The organism is Parabacteroides caeci, assembly GCF_023656795.1.
GTDB lineage: Bacteria > Bacteroidota > Bacteroidia > Bacteroidales > Tannerellaceae > Parabacteroides > Parabacteroides segnis.
Genome location: NZ_JAMOKT010000049.1, coordinates 14744 through 34807, shown reverse-complemented (window position 1 = coordinate 34807; position 20064 = coordinate 14744). Strand labels below are relative to the sequence as shown.

15 protein-coding genes and 1 tRNA gene are annotated in these 20064 nt (G+C 43.4%); 9 read left to right on the top strand and 7 right to left on the bottom strand.

Going from position 1 to position 20064, the window contains the following annotated elements:
- Positions 1-136 precede the first annotated feature (136 nt).
- From NBH15_RS20980 to thrC, 4 genes are all read left to right on the top strand, one after another.
- Entirely contained in the window at positions 137-430 is a 294-nt protein-coding gene (locus tag NBH15_RS20980) for a nucleotidyltransferase family protein (protein ID WP_250823457.1), read from the top strand.
- Positions 431-785: 355 nt separating this feature from the next.
- Positions 786-3227 carry a bifunctional aspartate kinase/homoserine dehydrogenase I gene (gene thrA, locus NBH15_RS20975; RefSeq protein ID WP_128135622.1) on the top strand — a complete coding sequence of 814 codons (2442 nt, stop codon included), beginning with the start codon at positions 786-788 and terminating at the stop codon, positions 3225-3227.
- 394 nt (positions 3228-3621) lie between these two features.
- A complete protein-coding gene (locus NBH15_RS20970) occupies positions 3622-4824 on the top strand; it encodes a cofactor-independent phosphoglycerate mutase (RefSeq protein WP_250823456.1) in 1203 nt (400 codons plus the stop codon).
- Positions 4821-6134, top strand: a complete 1314-nt coding sequence (thrC, locus tag NBH15_RS20965; protein ID WP_250823455.1) for a threonine synthase — start codon at positions 4821-4823, stop codon at positions 6132-6134. The genes NBH15_RS20970 and thrC overlap by 4 nt, the downstream gene beginning before the upstream one ends.
- 168 nt (positions 6135-6302) lie before the next feature.
- On the opposite strand, the gene NBH15_RS20960 is transcribed toward thrC, so the two are convergent.
- Positions 6303-6671, bottom strand: coding sequence for a DUF488 domain-containing protein (locus NBH15_RS20960; RefSeq protein ID WP_250823454.1), 369 nt, complete (start codon positions 6669-6671; stop codon positions 6303-6305).
- Positions 6672-6815: 144 nt separating this feature from the next.
- Here NBH15_RS20960 and NBH15_RS20955 point away from each other — a divergent pair, with 144 nt between their 5' ends.
- Both NBH15_RS20955 and NBH15_RS20950 read left to right on the top strand, forming a co-directional pair.
- Entirely contained in the window at positions 6816-7229 is a 414-nt protein-coding gene (locus NBH15_RS20955; RefSeq protein ID WP_186960565.1) for a DUF5856 family protein, read from the top strand.
- A 135-nt stretch (positions 7230-7364) separates the two neighbouring features.
- Positions 7365-8678: a MutS-related protein gene (locus NBH15_RS20950; RefSeq protein ID WP_250823453.1), complete on the top strand. Its 1314-nt coding sequence runs from the start codon at positions 7365-7367 to the stop codon at positions 8676-8678.
- Here the strand turns inward: NBH15_RS20950 and NBH15_RS20945 are convergent.
- On the bottom strand, positions 8675-9112 hold the full coding sequence (locus tag NBH15_RS20945; protein ID WP_128135625.1) for a DUF695 domain-containing protein: 438 nt from the start codon (positions 9110-9112) through the stop codon (positions 8675-8677). The genes NBH15_RS20950 and NBH15_RS20945 overlap by 4 nt on opposite strands.
- A gap of 158 nt (positions 9113-9270) precedes the next feature.
- Between NBH15_RS20945 and NBH15_RS20940 the strand changes: the two genes are divergently transcribed.
- On the top strand, positions 9271-10440 hold the full coding sequence (locus NBH15_RS20940) for an acyltransferase (protein WP_128135626.1): 1170 nt from the start codon (positions 9271-9273) through the stop codon (positions 10438-10440).
- Between the two features lie 73 nt (positions 10441-10513).
- On the opposite strand, the gene NBH15_RS20935 is transcribed toward NBH15_RS20940, so the two are convergent.
- From NBH15_RS20935 to NBH15_RS20915, 5 genes are all read right to left on the bottom strand, one after another.
- Positions 10514-11488 (bottom strand): transporter, encoded by a 975-nt coding sequence (locus NBH15_RS20935; protein ID WP_250823452.1) that lies wholly within the window; start codon positions 11486-11488, stop codon positions 10514-10516.
- A gap of 42 nt (positions 11489-11530) precedes the next feature.
- Positions 11531-14596, bottom strand: coding sequence for an ATP-binding protein (locus NBH15_RS20930; RefSeq protein ID WP_233567267.1), 3066 nt, complete (start codon positions 14594-14596; stop codon positions 11531-11533).
- 297 nt (positions 14597-14893) lie between these two features.
- Complete coding sequence (gene gcvT, locus NBH15_RS20925) at positions 14894-15979, bottom strand: glycine cleavage system aminomethyltransferase GcvT (RefSeq protein ID WP_128134375.1); 1086 nt, start codon at positions 15977-15979, stop codon at positions 14894-14896.
- 13 nt (positions 15980-15992) lie between these two features.
- Positions 15993-17213: a peptidase T gene (gene pepT, locus NBH15_RS20920; protein WP_250823451.1), complete on the bottom strand. Its 1221-nt coding sequence runs from the start codon at positions 17211-17213 to the stop codon at positions 15993-15995.
- Positions 17214-17371: 158 nt separating this feature from the next.
- Positions 17372-18775 carry an amidophosphoribosyltransferase gene (locus tag NBH15_RS20915; protein WP_128134377.1) on the bottom strand — a complete coding sequence of 468 codons (1404 nt, stop codon included), beginning with the start codon at positions 18773-18775 and terminating at the stop codon, positions 17372-17374.
- 558 nt (positions 18776-19333) lie between these two features.
- On the opposite strand from NBH15_RS20915, the gene NBH15_RS20910 reads away from it, so the two are divergent.
- Both NBH15_RS20910 and NBH15_RS20905 read left to right on the top strand, forming a co-directional pair.
- Positions 19334-19407, top strand: a tRNA-Thr gene (locus NBH15_RS20910).
- 111 nt (positions 19408-19518) lie between these two features.
- Positions 19519-20049 (top strand): DUF4199 domain-containing protein, encoded by a 531-nt coding sequence (locus tag NBH15_RS20905; RefSeq protein ID WP_250823450.1) that lies wholly within the window; start codon positions 19519-19521, stop codon positions 20047-20049.
- The last annotated feature ends 15 nt before the right edge of the window (positions 20050-20064 follow it).

Sequence of the window (20064 nt, the reverse complement as noted above, 5' to 3'; positions counted from 1 at the left end):
TTCCAGAGGCACCCTGTAGGGGTGCGACAAGGTAGAAAGGGTTGATATTTATCTTGTTCCGCCCCTACAGGGCGGACTTTCTTTTATCCAAACTAAATCATACCTTTGTTTACACAAACGCAAATAGATTGTCAAAATGGAAACTACCCAGGAAATCCTCAATAAACTACGCGACTTCAAAGCCGCTTTTGCTGAGAAATACGGGATCGAACGTCTCGGCCTGTTTAATAGTTGTGCCCGTGGTGAACAAGATGACCGAAGCGACATCGATGTAGTAATTAAAATGCAAAAACCTAGTTATTTCACACACTTCTATATCCAAGAAGAACTTGAAAAAATTTTCCATCGTAAAGTTGATATCATAAGTTTACACGAAAATCAAACCCCTGCTTTTCGTAAAAATGTAGAACAAGATGCGATCTATATCTAAAATGTAATCCCAAGTAACCATTTTCCTATCAAGTTTCCACTATTTTATCACTTTCTACTGAAAAAATGCTTGCATTTGAAAAATAATGTGTAATATTGCCCCTGCAATAAGATATGAAAACTAGAAAAGTAAAAGAATGATTGCAGGTATAGCATATTATACATGGGCATTGATGACCCCTTGGGGGGTTAGAATTTACAAATAAACAAGAGCAGCGGCCACGTCCTGCATTGTTGCAATCATTTGTATTGCATCCTTTATGCCGGTTCTTTCCGGTTCTTTTTATCAATTAATTTAGTTACAAATATATTGTCAGTTGTCAACCGTCAGCTGTCAATTAAAATAATACATACCGATGAAAGTATTGAAATTCGGCGGAACATCCGTAGGTTCCGTGAATAGTATTTTGAGTGTTAAGAAGATAGTAGAGGCCATTGAAGAGCCTGTAATCGTTGTCGTATCTGCATTGGGCGGCATCACGGATAAGTTGCTGGCAACCTCATCCATGGCTGCCAAAGGGGATGTCGGATACGAAAGGGAGTTCTCCGAAATCATAACACGTCACCTGGATGTGATTCAGGGTGTTATCCCCGATAAGATGCAGCGCATCGAAGTGCAGAAAAAGGTCATGAGCCTGCTGGACGAACTGGGTAATATCTTCAAAGGTGTGTACCTTATCAACGACCTGTCTGCCAAGACTTCCGACACAATCGTCAGTTACGGCGAACGCATTTCTTCACTCATCGTGTCGAATGTCATTGAAGATGCCAAGCTGTTCGATTCCCGTAAGTTTATCAAAACGCTCAAGCAGTTCAACAAACATATCGTTGATTTCGAACAGACAAACCAGCTCATCAAAGAGACTTTCAACCCGCTACCTAAAGTATCGCTGGTTCCCGGCTTTATCTCTTCCAGTACGGAAAACGGAGAAGTAACGAACCTGGGACGTGGCGGTTCCGACTATACTGCCTCTATCCTGGCTACTGCGCTCGATGCCAACGTTTTGGAAATATGGACGGACGTAGACGGTTTCATGACTGCCGACCCGCGCGTCATCAGTTCAGCCTATGTAATCGACCGGCTGACGTTTACCGAAGCGATGGAGTTGTGTAACTTCGGAGCCAAGGTCATCTATCCGCCGACAATTTATCCGGTATATCATAAGAATATTCCTATCCGTATCCTGAACACATTCAATCCGGAAGCGCCGGGAACTTATATCTCCAAGGAAAAGGTAAAAGAAGAAGGAAAAGCCATCATCAAAGGTATTTCCTCTATCAACGACACCTGCCTGATTACCGTTCAGGGACTGGGCATGGTTGGTGTGATCGGTGTAAACTACCGTATCTTTAAGACATTGGCAAAAAGCGGTATCAGCGTATTTATGGTATCACAGGCCAGTTCCGAAAACAATACGACTTTCGCTGTCCGCAACGCTGACGCCGACCTGGCTGTGCAAGTGCTGGATGAAGAGTTCGCATTGGAACGTGCCCAGGGTGATATGAACGATACGGTTGCCGAAAAAGACCTGGCAACAGTCGCCATCGTCGGTGAAAATATGAAACGTACGCCGGGTATTGCCGGCAGGTTGTTCGGTACGCTGGGCAGTGCCGGTATCAGCGTGATTGCTTGTGCACAAGGTGCTTCCGAAACAAACATATCATTTGTTATCAAGCTCAAATATCTGCGCAAGGCTCTGAACTCTATCCATGATTCATTTTTTCTGTCACAATATAAGGTGTTGAACCTGTTCATTGCTGGTGTCGGAACGGTAGGCGGTAACTTACTGGAACAAATTCGCATCCAGCAACCTAAACTGATGGAACAAAACGGCCTGAAACTAAATGTTGTCGGTATCGCCAACAGCAAACGTGCTCTTTTCCTGCGTGAAGGACTAAACCTGGAAAACTGTATCGACGAACTGAAAAAGAACGGCGAAGAGAGTTCTCCCGAACATCTGAAAGAAGAGATTCTGAAAATGAATATCTTCAACTCCGTATTTGTGGATTGTACGGCAACCCCGGCTGTCTCCGACCTGTATGAAACGCTGCTCAACAACAACGTTTCAGTGGTAGCCGCCAATAAAGTAGCCGCCTCATCCTCTTACAGCAATTATATCAAACTAAAAGAAACGGCCCGCCATCGTGGCGTCAAGTTCCTGTTCGAAACGAACGTCGGAGCCGGACTGCCTATCATCAATACGATGAACGACCTGAGAAACAGTGGCGACCATATCCTGAAACTGGAAGCTGTTCTTTCCGGTACATTAAATTATATATTCAATACGCTCAGTGCCGATATACCTTTCAGCAAGGCAATCCTGATGGCAAAAGAGGAAGGTTACTCGGAACCCGACCCCCGCATCGACCTGAGTGGAAAAGACGTATTGCGTAAACTCGTCATCCTGGCGCGTGAAGCAGGTTACAAGGTAGAGCAGGAAGATGTAAAACGCAACCTGTTCGTGCCGGATAAATATTTTGAAGGTTCGCTCGACGATTTCTGGTGCAAGGTGAAAGAACTGGATGCCGAATTCGAAAACAAACGCCAGCAACTGGAAGCCGAAGGCAAACGTTTCCGCTTCGTTGCCAAAATGGATAAAGGTGTTTGCGAAATCGGCCTGCAAACAGTCGACAGCCATCACCCGTTCTACGAACTGGAAGGCAGCAACAACATCATCATGATTTCCACCGAAAGATACCACGAGTATCCCATGATAATAAAAGGCTACGGAGCCGGAGCCGATGTAACGGCCGCAGGCGTATTCGCCGATATAATCTCTATAGCCAATATTCGGTAAGAAAAGGAATGACTGGTTGTAACCGATTCCCCTCTCGAGAGGGGGTAGGGGGTGTGTTAAAGCCAGTCAATAAAAACAGACTTTGTTACAGGTTTATTTGCCGTCTGCTTCAGCTGACGGATTAGTCAATTATCTATTTCTCCAGACTTTAGTCACATTTCTTATAAGTTTCTATCTAAGAGAAATGTGGCTGAAGCCAAAAGAAAGAAACAACTTTAAACCGTCAGCTGAAGCAGACGGCAAATAAACCTGTAATAGTCAAGTAACTCTGATTATGATAGTTGATAGGCGAGGATATGACACACCCCCTTCCCCCTCTCAAGAGGGGAATCGGTTACAACCAGCTACTATAAACAGACTCACTCCTATAAAAAATGAATTAAGTTAATACGAAATGAAAAGTATAATAATCCTGGGCGACGGCATGGCCGATGAACCCATTGAGGCACTTGGAGGTAAGACTCCCATGCAATATGCAGATACCCCTTATATGGATAAGCTGGCTGCATTGGGTGTTACCGGACAAATGAAAACTGTTGCCGACGGGTTCCATCCGGGCAGCGAAGTTGCCAACATGGCCGTATTAGGATACGACCTGCCGAAAGTTTATGAAGGACGTGGCGTACTGGAAGCTGCAAGCATCGGTGTCACCCTTCAACTGGGTGAGATGGCGATGCGCTGCAACCTCATTTGTGTCGAAGGAGATATCCTGAAAAACCATTCGGCCGGCCATATCTCCACCGAAGAGGCCGACGAGTTAATACAATTCCTCAACGAGAAATTAGGCTCCGACAAAGTAAAATTCTACACCGGCGTCTCCTACCGTCACCTTTTGGTTATCAAAGGAGGCGATAAACGGCTGGATTGCACGCCACCTCACGACGTCCCCCTCCACCCCTTCCGCCCGCTGATGGTCAAACCGGAAGTACCGGAAGCACAAGAGACTGCCGACCTGTTGAACGACCTGATTCTGAAATCCCAGGAAATATTGAAAGACCATCCCGTCAACCGGAAACGTATGGCAGCCGGAAAAGACCCGGCAAACAGTATCTGGCCCTGGTCGCCCGGTTATCGTCCTGCCATGCAGACCATGCAGGAGATGTACGGTTTCAATAAAGGTGCCGTTATTTCGGCCGTCGACCTGATTCGCGGCATCGGTGTTTATGCCGGTCTAGAAGTAATCAGCGTGGAAGGCGCCACCGGATTATATGATACCAACTACGAAGGCAAAGCGCATGCCGCCCTCGAAGCACTGAAAACAAATGATTTCGTCTACCTCCACGTCGAAGCCAGCGATGAGGCCGGGCACGAAGGAGACGTAGACCTCAAAATAAGAACAATCGAATACCTGGATAAACGGGCCATCCGCATTATCTATGAAGAGTTGCAGACATGGGACGAACCGGTTGCCATTGCCGTACTTCCCGACCACCCGACTCCCTGTTCGATTCGTACACACACCAATACCCCCGTCCCCTTTCTGATCTACAAACCCGGACAGGAGCCGGATGCAGTGACCTGCTTCGACGAATTCAGTGTCCTGAACGGTAAATATGGAGTATTGGAAAAAGATGAATTTATAAAAGAATTATTATGAAATATTACAGCACGAACAAACAAGCTCCCCTCGCCACTCTGGAAGAAGCCGTAGTAAAAGGCCTTGCCGGTGACAAGGGATTGTATATGCCCGAACGTATCGTCCGTCTGGATGAGGGCACAATCAACAATATGAAAAATCAGTCTTTCCACGAAATAGCCTGTACGGTTGCACAGGCTTTCTTCGGTGAAGACATCGAAACGGAAACGTTGAATGAAATCGTAAAAGATACTTTATCGTTCGATACTCCTGTGGTAAACGTCTCTGAAAATATTTACAGCCTTGAACTTTTCCACGGTCCGACACTGGCCTTTAAGGATGTCGGCGGACGCTTCATGGCTCGCCTGCTGGGATATTTCATCCAAAAAGAAGGACTGAAACAGGTTAACGTATTGGTTGCCACTTCGGGAGATACGGGAAGTGCCGTTGCCAACGGTTTTCTAGGTGTACCGGGTATCCACGTGTATGTCCTTTATCCCAAAGGAAAAGTCAGTCCCATCCAAGAATGCCAGTTCACAACACTGGGGCAGAATATCACCGCCCTTGAGATTGACGGGACTTTCGACGATTGCCAGGCTCTGGTAAAATCAGCCTTCATGGATGACGAACTGAACCGCCACATGAAACTGACATCAGCCAACTCCATCAACGTGGCCCGCTTCCTCCCGCAATCATTCTATTATTTCAATGCCTACGCACAGCTGGATAAGCTCGGCAAAGCCGATAACCTGGTCATCTCCGTCCCCAGCGGGAACTTCGGAAATATCACCGCCGGTCTTTTTGCCAACTGGATGGGACTGCCCGTTAAACGCTTCATCGCTGCCAACAACCGCAACGACGTATTCCTTGAATATCTAAGAACAGGCGTTTACAGCCCGCGTCCTTCCGTAGCCACGATAGCTAATGCGATGGATGTCGGCGACCCGAGCAATTTTGCCCGCATCATGGATTTATTCGATATCTACGGCGACAAACACCATGAAATATGCCAGCACATCACCGGCTACCGTTTTACCGACGAAGAAATCGAATACACCATCAGATATGTATATGAAAACGACGGCTATCTACTTGACCCGCACGGTGCCTGCGGCTATCAGGCTTTGATACAATATGCACTCGAATCTGACGAAACCGGCCTCTTCCTCGAAACCGCCCATCCGGCGAAGTTCAAAGGAACAGTAGACCGTATCCTCAATGCAGACATTGAAATTCCGGCCAAGTTGCAAGCCTTTATGAAAGGGACGAAACAAAGTGTCGAACTCTGCAAAGATTTCGATGCTTTCAAATCTTATTTAATGGAACAATAACCCACTTCTTGAAGTCCCAGCGGAAGCTCTTTGAAGCTTCGACGGACACTTCCTGAAGTCTCGGAGGAAACCTCTTGAAGTCACGACGGCGACTTCTTCATCTCACGAAGCTGAGTTCTTCATCTCGCGGCAGCGACTTCTTCATCTCACAAAGCCGAGTTCTTGAGCTCAGCTTTGTGAGTTTATTTTCTCATCTAAAAAAGTCTTCAGAATAAGCGCATGATTATGGTCCGGACTCTTAGAAGCATAGAGTAACGTGATGACCGGATATTGTCCAATCTTCTCCACAAATGCCATTGCTGCCTCCGAACCGTTCAGTTCCTTTCGATACAATACAGCAAACTCATTCCATCTTTCATCGGGTGCCTGATGAAACCATCCGCGTAACTCTGGAGAAGGAGTTATATCTTTTTCCCACAAATCGAAATGTACAGCTTCCTTTTTCATTCCTCTGGGCCATAAGCGATCTACAAATATCCTGTAGCCATCCGTTGGTTCCGGATCTTCATATATCCGTTTCAATTTTATCTGTGTCATAATTTTCTATCTATATTCCTTATATAAACAACATTTATGACCACATTGTTACCATACATCTTCTCCACATTTTTTCTTATATTCCTGTAAACTTTCCTGTTGTTCATGGTGTTTATTCAGTACGAAACATAAAGAAACAAAATTATGAGTACAACAGTAAAATCAGAACAAAAAGAAAAAGCGGCCCATACTTCAAACAAAGAGATCGCAGCATTTATCGGAGAACTTTTCTCATTCAACAGCAGTCTCAAACTTTTTCACTGGAGCGTAACCGGAACCGGCAGTTATGCCAAACATATGGCACTCGATGAAGCCATCGCCTCCTTGCTGGACGTGATCGACCGAATCACCGAAACAACATACGCCATGGTAGGCGACCTTCAAATTTCTATCCCGGAAACAAAAACTCCGAAAGACATCGTTAAGCATGCATCGGATTTCTACAACTACGTAGAAAAACACAGAGACCTGTTCCCTGAAGCATTCTCACAATCCATTATCGACGACTATCAGGAAGCAATCCAGCAATTGCTTTACAGATTAGTCAGATTGCAATAGCATTACCTGGTGATCTGCCAGTTATTTTTTAGGGTTTATATATTTACACGGAGGAGTTGTTTTCAAAGACAACTCCTTTTATATTTTTTTACTCCGGAGTATCTTTAGTTTCATAAACAAAACTATCTTTGTCCAATGGGACAGACAGGAACAAAGAAACTCGAAACAGATATACAGACCCGTAATGACTTATGTGTTACGCAAAATCCCTACGGAGAATTTGATCTGACCGGTATTTATACCGAGACTCAGTCTAAAGGCGGCCGTAACGTACTCCAAAACTGGGTTACCCATCCCGTTAACAATATCCAAACACTCCATTACCGCATCGAATCCATTCGCGCCGGTGGAATACCCAGCTTCGAAATAGACGGGAACACCCTGGACTTCATCGAATATTACCTAAATTATAATGAACCGTCCCCCACAACCGTATTAGGCGTCCTCTCCTACTACCAATGGTTAAAAAACAAATTGCAGAAAAATCCGTGGAACTATATTAAAAGCCGTGGATGCCTATATTTATGCGAATTGATCCGGGAATTACGCCAGATCTCATCTCCCATAGAAGAGTCCGCACAACCGGACATTATCAAGCAAACGCTCCGGATGATACGCTCCTATGTGGACAGCAATGTTTTCGCTTCAATCCCGAACAGGGAAACCAGATTAACTTGTTACGAAATTGACCAGTTCGACTACATTTTCCGCAATAGGGGAAAAATCGCTGTACGGGGGATACTTGATATTGTATACGAATTGGACGCCTTTCGTTCCGCGCATCAAATAGCTAAAGAGAAAGGATTTTGTTACCCGGAATTACATTCCGGCGACACAGAGTTGGTCATACACAACTTTTTCCATCCGGCTTTGCCGCAAGCCGTACGTAATGACTGGCATTTGGAGGAAAAACATATCAATATTTTCACAGGTTCCAATATGGCTGGCAAATCGACAACTCTGAAAGCGTTGTCGTCGGTTATTTGGTTGGCTCACGCCGGATTACCGGTACCGGCAACTTATATGCGTTGCCCGGTATATAAGGGTATTTTTACTTCCATCAATTTACCGGATTCTTTAAAAAGAGGAGAAAGCCATTTCTATGCGGAAGTATTACGTATCAAAAGCATACTGGAAAAAGTAAAGGAGGAAGATGCTTATTTCATCGTGTTCGACGAACTCTTCCGGGGAACAAATGCCCGCGATGCCTATGAGGCTTCGGTCATCGTTCTCAATCTGCTGAAAAAATATCCGCAAAGCAAATTCCTTCTTTCCACCCATATCATAGAACTTGCGGAAACCTTTTATACAGAAAAAACATGTCAGTTCAACTACATGGAATCTGAAATAAAAGACGACCGTTTCATTTGTAGCTATCGGTTGAAAGAAGGAATTTCCGAATCGCGCATCGGCAGCTGGTTAGTCAGAAAAGAGCTAAACACGCCTTAATCGAGAGCCCACTGCTTCATCTCATACATATCCAGATACTCTTCCCATTCGGGATCGACTTCCGTATAAATAGAAATAGGTAACAGGTCGAACGGAGCGAGTGCCTCGTTCAGACGTTCGCCGAAAACGCGGACTGTACGGGTGTAGAAAACCCATATCTTCTCTCCTGCCCCGGTATAAACAGCGGTAAGGATGGAGAGTTTATCTTTTTCCATGGCTTTGCGTAAAGTTTCCTGTACAGTCTCCATCTGTTCGGCAAGTACGTCTATGGGCATTCCTTTCTCATCCCCTTCATATTTCCAGGTTATTTCAACACGCTCCTTGAATTTACCGGACTGGATAAATTCCGTCAGTTCATCGCGTCCGCTTACTGTTACCAAATGCCCGTCTTCATCTTCCGACAAGGCTGTGAACCATTCATTACTTAATCTCATATATTTTATTCTTTGTTATTCATATTTTATACGATTACAAAGATAGATAAAGTATTTCATACTGGTCTGACTGATTATTACAATAAAATGACTTAAATTCAGATAGGGCATAAACCTTTTAATCCTACTTTTGTTGCACATAAAAAAAAGAACATCACATGATCAAAAATCCTGCTGCCGATAATCGGCTTGTCTGGCTTGACGTTATTCGTTGTGTAGCCATGTTAATGGTGATCGGTGTACACTGCATCGACCCTTTTTACATTTCACCAACCATGAGGGCGATCCCGGAGTACACACACTGGGCTGCTGTCTACGGCTCGCTTTTCCGGCCTTCCGTACCTTTATTCGTTATGATGACCGGATTATTATTGTTACCGGTAAAAGAGCAACCACTAGGAACCTTCTATAAGAAAAGGATATTTCGCGTATTATTCCCATTTCTCATCTGGTCGGTACTATACAGCATGTTCCCCTGGTTTACGGGAGTACTTGGCTTACCTAAAGAGATCATCGGTGATTTCTTCTGCTATACACAGGGCCATGAATCACAGAACCTAATGGATTCATTAAAGGATGTCGCCATGATTCCTTTCAACTTTAGCCATAAGGAAAATCATATGTGGTATATTTACCTGTTGATCGGACTTTATCTTTACATGCCTTTCTTCTCCGGCTGGATCGGGAAAAATAACCGGAAGACACAACAAGCATTTCTGCTTATCTGGGTCATCTCTTTATTTATCCCCTACCTGAGAGAATATGTATCCAACTGGCTTTTCAACAGAGACGGATACTTGTTCGGTACAGATACCTGGAATGAATTCGGCATGTTCTATTACTTCGCAGGGTTCATCGGTTTTCTTCTGCTGGGCCATTATGTGAAAGAAGGGAACAACTGGAGTCTTCCGAAAACACTCCTGATCTGCGCCGTTATGTTTATTGCCGGCTACTATATAACATATACTGGGTTCAGCACTACTGCCGAAAATCCGAATGCAACGGAAACGGAGATGGAGTTATATTTTACATTCTGTAGTCCGAATGTCTTACTGCTGACTTTATCTATGTTTTTACTATTACAGAAAGTGGTAATCAATAACCCGATAGTCATCAAGGCTTTGGCTAATATGACAAAATGCGGATTCGGGATTTATATGGTACACTATTTTCTGGTAGGGCCATTTTTCCTGTTGATCGGGCCGTCTTCATTACCGATTCCTTTGCAGGTACCTCTTATGGCTGTACTTATCTTCCTTTGCAGTTGGGCATTCACAGCTCTGGTATACAAGATCGCTCCTAAAAAGGCACATATTATTATGGGGTAATTGAAGCGAGGCCGCAAAAGAATAGACTATATCAACCGGATGTTTATACGGCCTATTCTTTTGCGATCCCGTGTCAAGCACGGGAACGGGACACTTCTGACATAGCTTCATTTTTCCGTTTCTTCCACAGCTGCCAGCTATTAAATATATTCTGCCACAACACATAAGAACCCGGACCGACCGAAGAAACCGGGTCGAGATAAGTATAAGACATCCAGATGGCGAGCACCGTATTCTTTTGTCCCAGGGCCTGACCGGCACTGATACGATCTTTATAAATAGTTCCGATCCGTTTTCCGAGAAAGAATTGCAGGGCGCAAGTAATAAAACCAGCCAATGCGATCAATATCTCGACCTCTACCGGAATCGTACTATGGGCAAGCGATTTCACGGTCTGAGCCGTTACGATGGCCAGCGCCATCCCCCACATATAAAAAGCCAGGTCATGGAAACCTAACAAAAAATGATGTATCTTCGGAAGGCAATACCGGAAAAACAATGCCAGAAAAAACGGGAAAAGCAACAACGGAAACACTTTACTCAAAATCTTCAGAAAAGCGGTGAAGAAAGTAACGTCCGTATGAGGCTCGACCAAAGGAAAGATCAATGGCACAGCTACCGCCGCCAGAATATTCGATAACAGGGTATAAGTAGTCAGACTGGAGGCACTCCCGCCCAACTTACCCGTAATAACTGCCGCCGCTGTCGCCGTCGGACAGATCAGGCAAACCATCGCTGCCTCAAAAACCTCCCGATAGGAACCTCCCATAGGAACAAAAATCAACAGGGCAGCCAGGGCACATGAAGAAACAATCTGAAACAGCAACAACCATCCGTGCCACGGAGACGGCATCAACTCCCGCCAATCCACTTTACAAAAAGTAAGTAATAACTGACCAAAAATCAAGAAAGGAGTAAGATACGCAACAAGCGTATTCATAAACGGTTTTGTCGGCTCCAGAAAGGTGAAGTTGGCAAACATCAAATAACCTAATACACCGGTCAGCATTGCAACAGGCAATGTCCAGTTCTTCAGAAAGTTCAACATGAGACCTATCTTTATATTTTCGGTGCAAAGATATACATTATATCATATCAGAAGTACTCTTTTTTTCAACAAATCCCCCATCTGACGTTTTAACACCTGTGCATTTAATGGCTTGGAAGCATAAGCATCGAAACCACTGTTCATGATCCGGTCTTCATCTGAAGCAAAAGCATAAGCCGTCACGGCAATAATTGGAACTTCAGGAGAGATTTTACGAATTTCTTCAGTGGCTTCGTACCCGTTCATTTCCGGCATATTGATGTCCATAAGAATAATATGAGGCCGATGTTTTCTGAACAGTTCAATGGCCTCTTTACCGTTCCAGGCATGAACAATCGTATAATCCTGTTTCAGGATAGATTCGAACAGTTTGAAATTCCCGGCATTGTCTTCGGCTATAAGTACCTTCAGGTTTTCTTTTTCTATCCGTTTTTTCTCGAAGTTACCTTCTTCCCGTTCTTGCATAACGGCAGGTTCATAAGGAAAAGTAAACCAGAACGTTGTTCCCTTTCCTTCCTCCGATTCAAGCCACATTTCACCCCCCAAATGTTCAACAATCATCCGACAAATAGAAAGTCCCAGCCCTGTTCCCTGGGCAAAAGCATTCAATTTGACAAAACGTTCGAATATGCTTTTTTGTTTCTCCGGCGGGATACCACATCCCGTATCAGCCACATAAATGCTCAACATATTGTTACTTTGAATGAAGTATCCGAAACGGATGCTACCTTCTTCCGTAAACTTGATGGCGTTGGTTATTAGGTTTATAATAACTTGCATAAACCGGTTCTTCACTATAGAAACGAAACAGTCCCCTTGTTTTTGTTCGAAAATCAATTTTACATTATTCGTTATACGGCTCTGCATCGACATTTCCAATTCGCGAAGTATGCCATTTATGTTGGCATCCGAATAAACAAAATCCAACGTACCGGCCTCTATCTTCGATAAATCCAGAATATCATTAATAAGTTGCAACAACAAGGTATTATTGTTTTCAATAATCTGAACATATTCTTCCTTCTCGTCCACATCATCCGCCATAGCAAGGATATTGGAAAAGCCGACAATTGCATTCAACGGAGTACGTATTTCATGACTCATATTGGCTAAGAATGCAGATTTCAGCCTGTTGGATTCTTCCGCTTTATTCTTGGCTTCCATCAATTCTGATTCTGCTTTCTTACGATCGGTAATAGTCATCAGGGAACCTATCAGAGCTATCGGCTTTCCATCGTCATCTCTTTTTTCTATTGTGGCATAAGTCTCAACCCATTCCAGTTCATGCACTCCCTTTTCCGGATGATAAATGCGATATTCTTCTTTTACTTTATCGACGTGTCCCTGTATAAGTGCTTCATAGGCCTTTTCCACTTTTCCCCGGTCCTCCTTGTATATCTTCGCAAAATATTGGTCAGCCGGAACTGTCAGCTGATTTTCATCGAACAACCCAGAGAAACTCGCACTCACTGCCGTATTCACATCGCAAAGGATAGTCTGCCGGACCAAATCCCATTTCCAGGGAATAACATTTGCCACATTCAGGGACATGGATAACTTTTTATTTACAGTGCGCAATACCTGCTGTGTCTTAACCACCTCCGTTACGTCTGACATGAAGATATCGATACAATCCGATGTGCAGGATGAAATTATCAGAACATTCAAATAACGGTCGGACGGTTCATGGTAATATTGAACACTAATCTTCTTGTTCTGCATTAAAACAAAAGAGCAGGTCTGCATATACTGTGTCAGACGGGAATGAGACAATTCCGAGCCTTTCTTGTTGATGAAAACTTCTTTCTTATCGAATAGATGTTCAAATTCAGGATTAACTTCGATAATCATATAATCGGTAGCTTTACCTTCCTTATATAATATACGCTGTTTCATATAAGAAATAGGCATACTGTTAATCAACCGGCTATAATTTTTCATAAAAGCGATTTCTTTTGCCTGGAATGTCCGTTGCCTGTTCAAGGATTTAATCCGGAAACATAGAAACGCAATAAAGACAAAAAGGCCCCCACTGCCTGCAAAAACATGAGTATGATATTGCTCCCAGAATGTCGGAGGCTTCATATAAAGAAGGGTACCGGAAGATAAATCAGAATCCGGAATATGCTTTTGTTCCAGAATGGGATAATTCAACACAGGGCATGGCCGCCCGGGAGTAATAATGGCATGCATTCTTTCCCCTTTCAGTATATTAGTGACTGCCGTAACCAACATGCTGGAGATATTAGCTGCCGGATAGAAAAAACCTCCAACCATTCCATTTTCTACAATATCCATGTCATTCAAGGTAAAGATCGGAACATCCGTGTAAGAACTAAGCATCCGGTAAGTATCGGAACTGATAATCGTACGATTTCCCTGCTGGTTCAAAAGAATCCATGAATAATATAAAATACACGTCCGCTTATCCACATTTCCCAATATCGTTATAAGTTTATCCGTACTGGTCTCTCCGGCAGTGATCAGTTCCAGTTTGACATCCGGGAAATCACTTTCCATGACCTGTTGGACGAAACTCTTATTCTGCGCACTGACATAACGCTTATCAGCCAGGAATACGAGCCGGTTCATATCAGGTTTCAGTTTCTTCATCAGCGCAATGGTTTCAGAAATATATCCAGGAACATGCAGAATAGTCAGATTATGGAATGTTTTTACCATCTCCGAAAATTTAACCTGCAAATCTTCCGGACAAGCTTCTTTAGACAAATAATATTCACGGGGAGCTATAAAATCATTCTCTGCACAAACCAGAAACGGAATATCTTTACCCCAGCGGTGTTTTAATTCATCTCGCAGTAACGCATAAGAACTATTACCTAATAAAATAACCAAAGAGGGAGGAGCTTCTGTATATTTCTGAGATAAATAAGTTATAAAATTTTCGACATCAGCCTCTGTTTTCATCAACATTACATCCATGTTTTCAGTATAGACTGTCCATTTCTCATTACCAATAGCCATTTGTTCATAGATCGGCGCTGTGAAAATACGGCTCCAGGGAGTAGACTCTGTATAAGAGTTGATAATGAGTACATACTTGTTTTCCCCTTCATTCTGAGAAGCCATAGAATGAAAAGATGTCATTATTAAAAAAATTATTATTAAGAAATAATTTTTCAGGCAATATCTGTATTTCATACTTGTATTATTTTAGCCCTTACGTCAAAATAGATTGAGAATCAAAAGATGTTTCTCAATTTTTTTTCAAAGATAAGAAAAATAATACACCAGATATGTTTTTTAGATTTATATCCATCAAATATCGGTATTTGCACAATCCCTCAATATCAAGGTCTCTCATTTTAGTATCTTCTTAATAAAAAAGAGCTTCATCCTATGACGAACGAGGCTCTCTTTTATTAATCCTTATGATCGGAAATCTTATTTTCTGAACGGAGCTTTCACCACCAGGGCTTTCAAGTTTCTGTTACGTACTTTCACAAAGAATTCTGAGCCGGCTTTTGCATATTCGGGCTTCACATATCCCATACCGATACCTTTCTTCAACACCGGCGACATCGTTCCGGATGTTACAACACCGATGACCTGATCCTCAGCATCCACGATTTCATAACCATGGCGGGGAATACCCTTGTCTACCAACTCAAACGCACACAACTTACGGGTAACACCTTCTTTCTTCTGGCGTTCCAGTTCTGCACGGTTTGTAAATTCTTTCCCGTCCGCAAACTTAGTGATCCAACCCAATCCGGCTTCGATCGGAGAAGTCGTATCATCCAGATCATTGCCATACAGGCAGAATCCCATTTCCAGGCGAAGTGTGTCGCGGGCACCTAAACCAATCGGCTTGATACCTTCCGGTTTGCCGGCTTCAAAGATTGCATTCCAGATAGTCATTGCATCATCCGGATAGAAATACAATTCGAAACCACCTGCACCGGTATAACCCGTATTGGAAATGATTACATTCTTACAACCGGCAAACTCTCCGGTCACAAAAGAATAATAAGGAATAGACGAAAGATCGACCGGAGTCAGGCGTTGCAGCACTTCAGTTGCTTTCGGTCCCTGGATAGCCAGCTGGGCAGTACGGTCGGAAGAATTTTCAAGCTCTGCTCCCACTGTGTTGTGACTGACACACCAATCCCAGTCTTTTGCAATATTTCCTGCATTTACGACCAACAGATATTTTTCCGGTTCATAGTGATAAACCAGCAGGTCATCCACAATACCACCTTTATCATTCGGGAAGCAAGTATATTGCGCCTTGCCCAAAGGCAAAACAGATGCATCATTGGAAGTGATACCCTGGATAAAAGCCAGCGCATTCGGGCCTTTTACCCAAAACTCTCCCATATGAGATACATCGAATACACCTACACCATTCACAACGGTCATGTGTTCATCGATTATGCCGGTATATTCGATCGGCATATTATAACCTGCAAATTCATGCATTTTTGCTCCCAATGCGATATGTACATCGGTAAACGGAGTCGTTTTCATGTTATTATTACGTTTAAGATTTTTGAGCCAGAAGCTCGGTTATTTTTATAATTGTTTGCATACTCTTTTCCAATGAGTTGACCGGAAGGAACTCATAACGTCCGTGGAAGTTCAACCCGCCGGCAAATATATTCGGGCAGGGTAATCCCATAAATGACAAACGGGCGCCATCCGTTCCGCCGCGAATCGGTTTAACCAGCGGTTTAACACCGGCAGCTTCCATTGCCTCAAAGGCCAGGTCTACGATATACTTTTTCGGCTCAACCACTTCACGCATATTATAATATTGGTCGCGAAGTTCCAGCGTCGTACTGCCCGGATGGATTTCGTTCATACGTTTTACCCACATCTTCAACTGTGCTTTCTTTTCTTCGAACAAAGTGCGCACATGGTCGCGGATGATATAGGACAAAGAGGCTTCCTCTACCGTACCCGACATATTGGTCAGATGATAGAAACCTTCGTACCCCTGCGTATGTTCCGGACGTTGTGAAGCCGGCAGCCACGAAGCGAACTCGATAGCCAGCAACGAAGCATTCAACATCTTGTTCTTCGCATAACCCGGATGAACGTTCAGGCCTTTAAAAGTTATTTTGGCTACTGCCGCATTGAAGTTTTCATATTCCAGTTCGCCGATCTGTCCGCCGTCGATCGTATAAGCCCATTCACAGCCGAATTTCTCCACGTCAAAATGGTTGGCCCCTTCCCCGATCTCCTCGTCCAGGGTAAAACCGATACGTATCTTGCCATGTTCGATTTCCGGGTGATCCTTCAGATATTTCATAGCAGCGATGATGGCTGCCACACCGCCTTTATCGTCGGCTCCCAGCAAGGTCTTACCGTTGGTTACGATAATATCCTGGTCTTTATAATCATTCAGTTCAGGAAACATCTGGGGAGAAAGAACTACATTCTCTTCAGCGCACAAGACGATATCTCCGCCTTTATAATTTACAATCCGTGGAGTCACATCTTTTCCCGACATATCCGGACTGGTATCCAGATGAGCGATAAAGCCGATAGCCGGAATCTTCTTACCGGTATTTGCCGGAAGTGTTGCCATCAGATAACTGTTTTCATCCAGCGTAATGTCTTCCAGACCGATTTCTTCCAGTTCCTTTACCAATTCTTCTGCAAACACCCGCTGTCCCGGAGTACTTGGTGTCGTCCCGGTCTCTTCACTCGATTGTGTTTCAAACGTTACATACTTTAAAAATCTATCTAATACTGTCATAAGGTATACTTTTATATTTAAAGCATAAAAGTAGGTAAAGAGCGACGAATAACAAAATAATAAAGAGAAATAATTACCCAACGATTGTTTTGTAATTATTTCTCTTTTTATCAGATATGAACTATCCGATTATTGACCGGTTGTACCTGGCTCCCCTCTTAAAAACAGCCATTGCCATTATAACAATGTGTACAAACACATTCCTTCGGCAGGCCGATCGAAGCGATCAGGTCTTCTACTGTATTGAATTTAAGTGTAGTGATATTCAGCTGCTCACGGATACGTTCCACCAACATATTATATTGCTCGGTACCTGTTGTAGCATATTTATCCAGATCTTTTGCATCATCCCCTTCCAGTTCCTTGACAATCCGGCGGGCAATCAGCTCCAGGTGGGACTTGGATGCAGAGAAACCGACAAACGGACAAGCATGCAGGATGGGAGGACATCCGATTCTCATATGCACCTCTTTCGCTCCATATCCATATAATATATTTACATTATCGCGAAGCTGTGTTCCGCGAACAATCGAATCGTCACAGAAAATCACCCGTTTCCCTTTCAGAAGGGCACGGTTCGGGATCAGTTTCATTTTAGCAACCAGGTCACGCACAGACTGATTGGCCGGGGTAAAGCTACGAGGCCATGTCGGCGTATATTTAACGATAGCACGACGGTAAGGAATCCCTTTACCTTCAGCATATCCCAACGCCATACCAATACCGGAGTCAGGGATACCCGATACGAAATCAGCATCCACCTCATCCTTCTTCGCCATAGCCATACCACTCGCATAGCGGGATGCATCCACATTCACCCCTTCATATTCAGAGACCGGATAACCATAGTACACCCATAAGAAAGAACAAACCTGCATTTTCTTATTCGGCTTACGCAACTGCGTCATCTTGTCTGCCGTAAGCATAACCACTTCGCCCGGTCCTACATTATAATCTATTTCATATCCCAGATTCGGGAAGCTACAAGGTTCGCTTGATGCTGCATAGGCACCATCTTTCTTACCGATCAGCACCGGGGTACGTCCCCATTTGTCGCGGGCGGCAATAATGCCCTCCTCAGTCAGAATAAGCATCGAGCAGGAACCTTTTATCTTTTCAAAAACAATTTCCACACCTTCAACAAACGTCTTACCCTGAGAGATCAGTAATGAAATCAATTCAGTCTGATTGATCTGGCCGGAACTCATTTCAGAAAAGTGACACCCTTTATCCAGCAGTTCAACCTGAAGTTCCTCCAGATTGTTCACCTTTGCTACGGTCACAACAGCATATTTACCTAAGTGAGAGTTAATAAAGATTGGTTGAGGATCTGTATCGCTGATGATACCTATACCTGAATTTCCCTGGAATTTCTCCAGTTCACTTTCAAAACGAGTACGGAAATAAGAATTTTCCAGATTATGGATAGAGCGTTTGAAGACGCCTTCGTGTAGGGTTGCCATACCGCCTCTGCGGGTTCCCAGGTGAGAATTGTAGTCTGTGCCGTAAAATAAGTCAGTTGCACAAGACGATTTAGAAATAGTTCCGAAAAAACCACCCATTGTTCTTAGTGTTTTTGATTTTTGAATTAGGGTACAAATGTACAAGAATATTTAGACTATGCCAATACTGCAAAGTATTCTGTCAAAAAAATCCTATGATTGTTTTAAGTTCGGATAATCGCCCGATCAAAACAGTTAGTGCACTATCAAAATGATAGTAGTATACCATGTAAATCGGATTAATATACCGGGTAAAATAAAATACCCAACCGGGTAATATTTTTTAACGTATCTATTTTTAAGCAGGAAACAGAAAAGAGAAGCAAATTGTCAAAATAGAAAATCATTAAAAAGTCAACGGCTCGATGATAAAAAGTCACATTCCCGGAAGAGAGAATTTGGTTATACATTTTTTAACCATATTGAAAAGAAAAGGTTTACAGCCACTTAGAAACAAATATCACCTGTAATGCATAAAAACGCTTGCATTGTAAAAAATAATATCTACTTTTGCACCCGGGTAAGTCCTACACGGCATGCTCCCTCGGAATCCCCCAGGGCTTGACCGCAGCAAGGGTACTTGGTTGTAGCGGCGCGATGTAGTAAGCTTACCCACCTGCCTCTTTAGCTCAGTTGGCCAGAGCACGTGATTTGTAATCTCGGGGTCGTTGGTTCGAATCCGACAAGAGGCTCAGAAATGAGGAAGTTTATTCAGTTAAACTTCCTCTTTTTTATTGTTATACATTGCATATTATAACAAAAGGATTAATTTTGCTGATAGAAACTTTAAAACAGCAGCACAAATGGAAGAAAATAAAGGTCTACTATTAAAAAGCGCGATGACTTATGGTTTAGCCATGGGAATTTTTTGGGTGATCAAGTACCTGTTCTTTATTTTCAGCAATACGGTTCCTGCCCTAAACATTATATATATAGTGCTTACACTGACAGTACCGTTCATCGCCTATTATCTGACAAAACGATACAAACAGGACATCGGCGGAAAGATCAGTTTCTTTCATGCCTGGCGCTTCGGCACAATGCTTTACTTTTTTGCCGCATTGATCGTCGCCCTCGAACATTTCGTGTTCTTCCAGTTTATCGCTCCGGCCGATTTTCTGACAAACTCCGTGAACCAGATGATTGAAGTACTGAAAGACTCACAGGTAAGCACCGAAGTCATGGAAGCAATCGGAAAAACCAATTTCACCCCTATCCATATGGCTATTCAGGGTGTTTTCAATAATATATTTTATGGTATTATACTTTCGATACCGGTAGCAGCCATTCTGTGCAGGAACAATGAAACCGGTGCGATCAGACAAGAACAATAAGGAGAAACAATACAA

What these genes read in the sequence shown, in the direction of transcription:
- NBH15_RS20980 (WP_250823457.1), top strand. Translation starts at nt 137, where the DNA reads ATGGAAACTACCCAGGAAATCCTCAATAAACTACGCGACTTCAAAGCC.
- thrA (WP_128135622.1), top strand. Translation starts at nt 786, where the DNA reads ATGAAAGTATTGAAATTCGGCGGAACATCCGTAGGTTCCGTGAATAGT.
- NBH15_RS20970 (WP_250823456.1), top strand. Translation starts at nt 3,622, where the DNA reads ATGAAAAGTATAATAATCCTGGGCGACGGCATGGCCGATGAACCCATT.
- thrC (WP_250823455.1), top strand. Translation starts at nt 4,821, where the DNA reads ATGAAATATTACAGCACGAACAAACAAGCTCCCCTCGCCACTCTGGAA.
- NBH15_RS20960 (WP_250823454.1), bottom strand. Translation starts at nt 6,671, where the DNA reads ATGACACAGATAAAATTGAAACGGATATATGAAGATCCGGAACCAACG.
- NBH15_RS20955 (WP_186960565.1), top strand. Translation starts at nt 6,816, where the DNA reads ATGAGTACAACAGTAAAATCAGAACAAAAAGAAAAAGCGGCCCATACT.
- NBH15_RS20950 (WP_250823453.1), top strand. Translation starts at nt 7,365, where the DNA reads ATGGGACAGACAGGAACAAAGAAACTCGAAACAGATATACAGACCCGT.
- NBH15_RS20945 (WP_128135625.1), bottom strand. Translation starts at nt 9,112, where the DNA reads ATGAGATTAAGTAATGAATGGTTCACAGCCTTGTCGGAAGATGAAGAC.
- NBH15_RS20940 (WP_128135626.1), top strand. Translation starts at nt 9,271, where the DNA reads ATGATCAAAAATCCTGCTGCCGATAATCGGCTTGTCTGGCTTGACGTT.
- NBH15_RS20935 (WP_250823452.1), bottom strand. Translation starts at nt 11,488, where the DNA reads ATGTTGAACTTTCTGAAGAACTGGACATTGCCTGTTGCAATGCTGACC.
- NBH15_RS20930 (WP_233567267.1), bottom strand. Translation starts at nt 14,596, where the DNA reads ATGACATCTTTTCATTCTATGGCTTCTCAGAATGAAGGGGAAAACAAG.
- gcvT (WP_128134375.1), bottom strand. Translation starts at nt 15,979, where the DNA reads ATGAAAACGACTCCGTTTACCGATGTACATATCGCATTGGGAGCAAAA.
- pepT (WP_250823451.1), bottom strand. Translation starts at nt 17,213, where the DNA reads ATGACAGTATTAGATAGATTTTTAAAGTATGTAACGTTTGAAACACAA.
- NBH15_RS20915 (WP_128134377.1), bottom strand. Translation starts at nt 18,775, where the DNA reads ATGGGTGGTTTTTTCGGAACTATTTCTAAATCGTCTTGTGCAACTGAC.
- NBH15_RS20905 (WP_250823450.1), top strand. Translation starts at nt 19,519, where the DNA reads ATGGAAGAAAATAAAGGTCTACTATTAAAAAGCGCGATGACTTATGGT.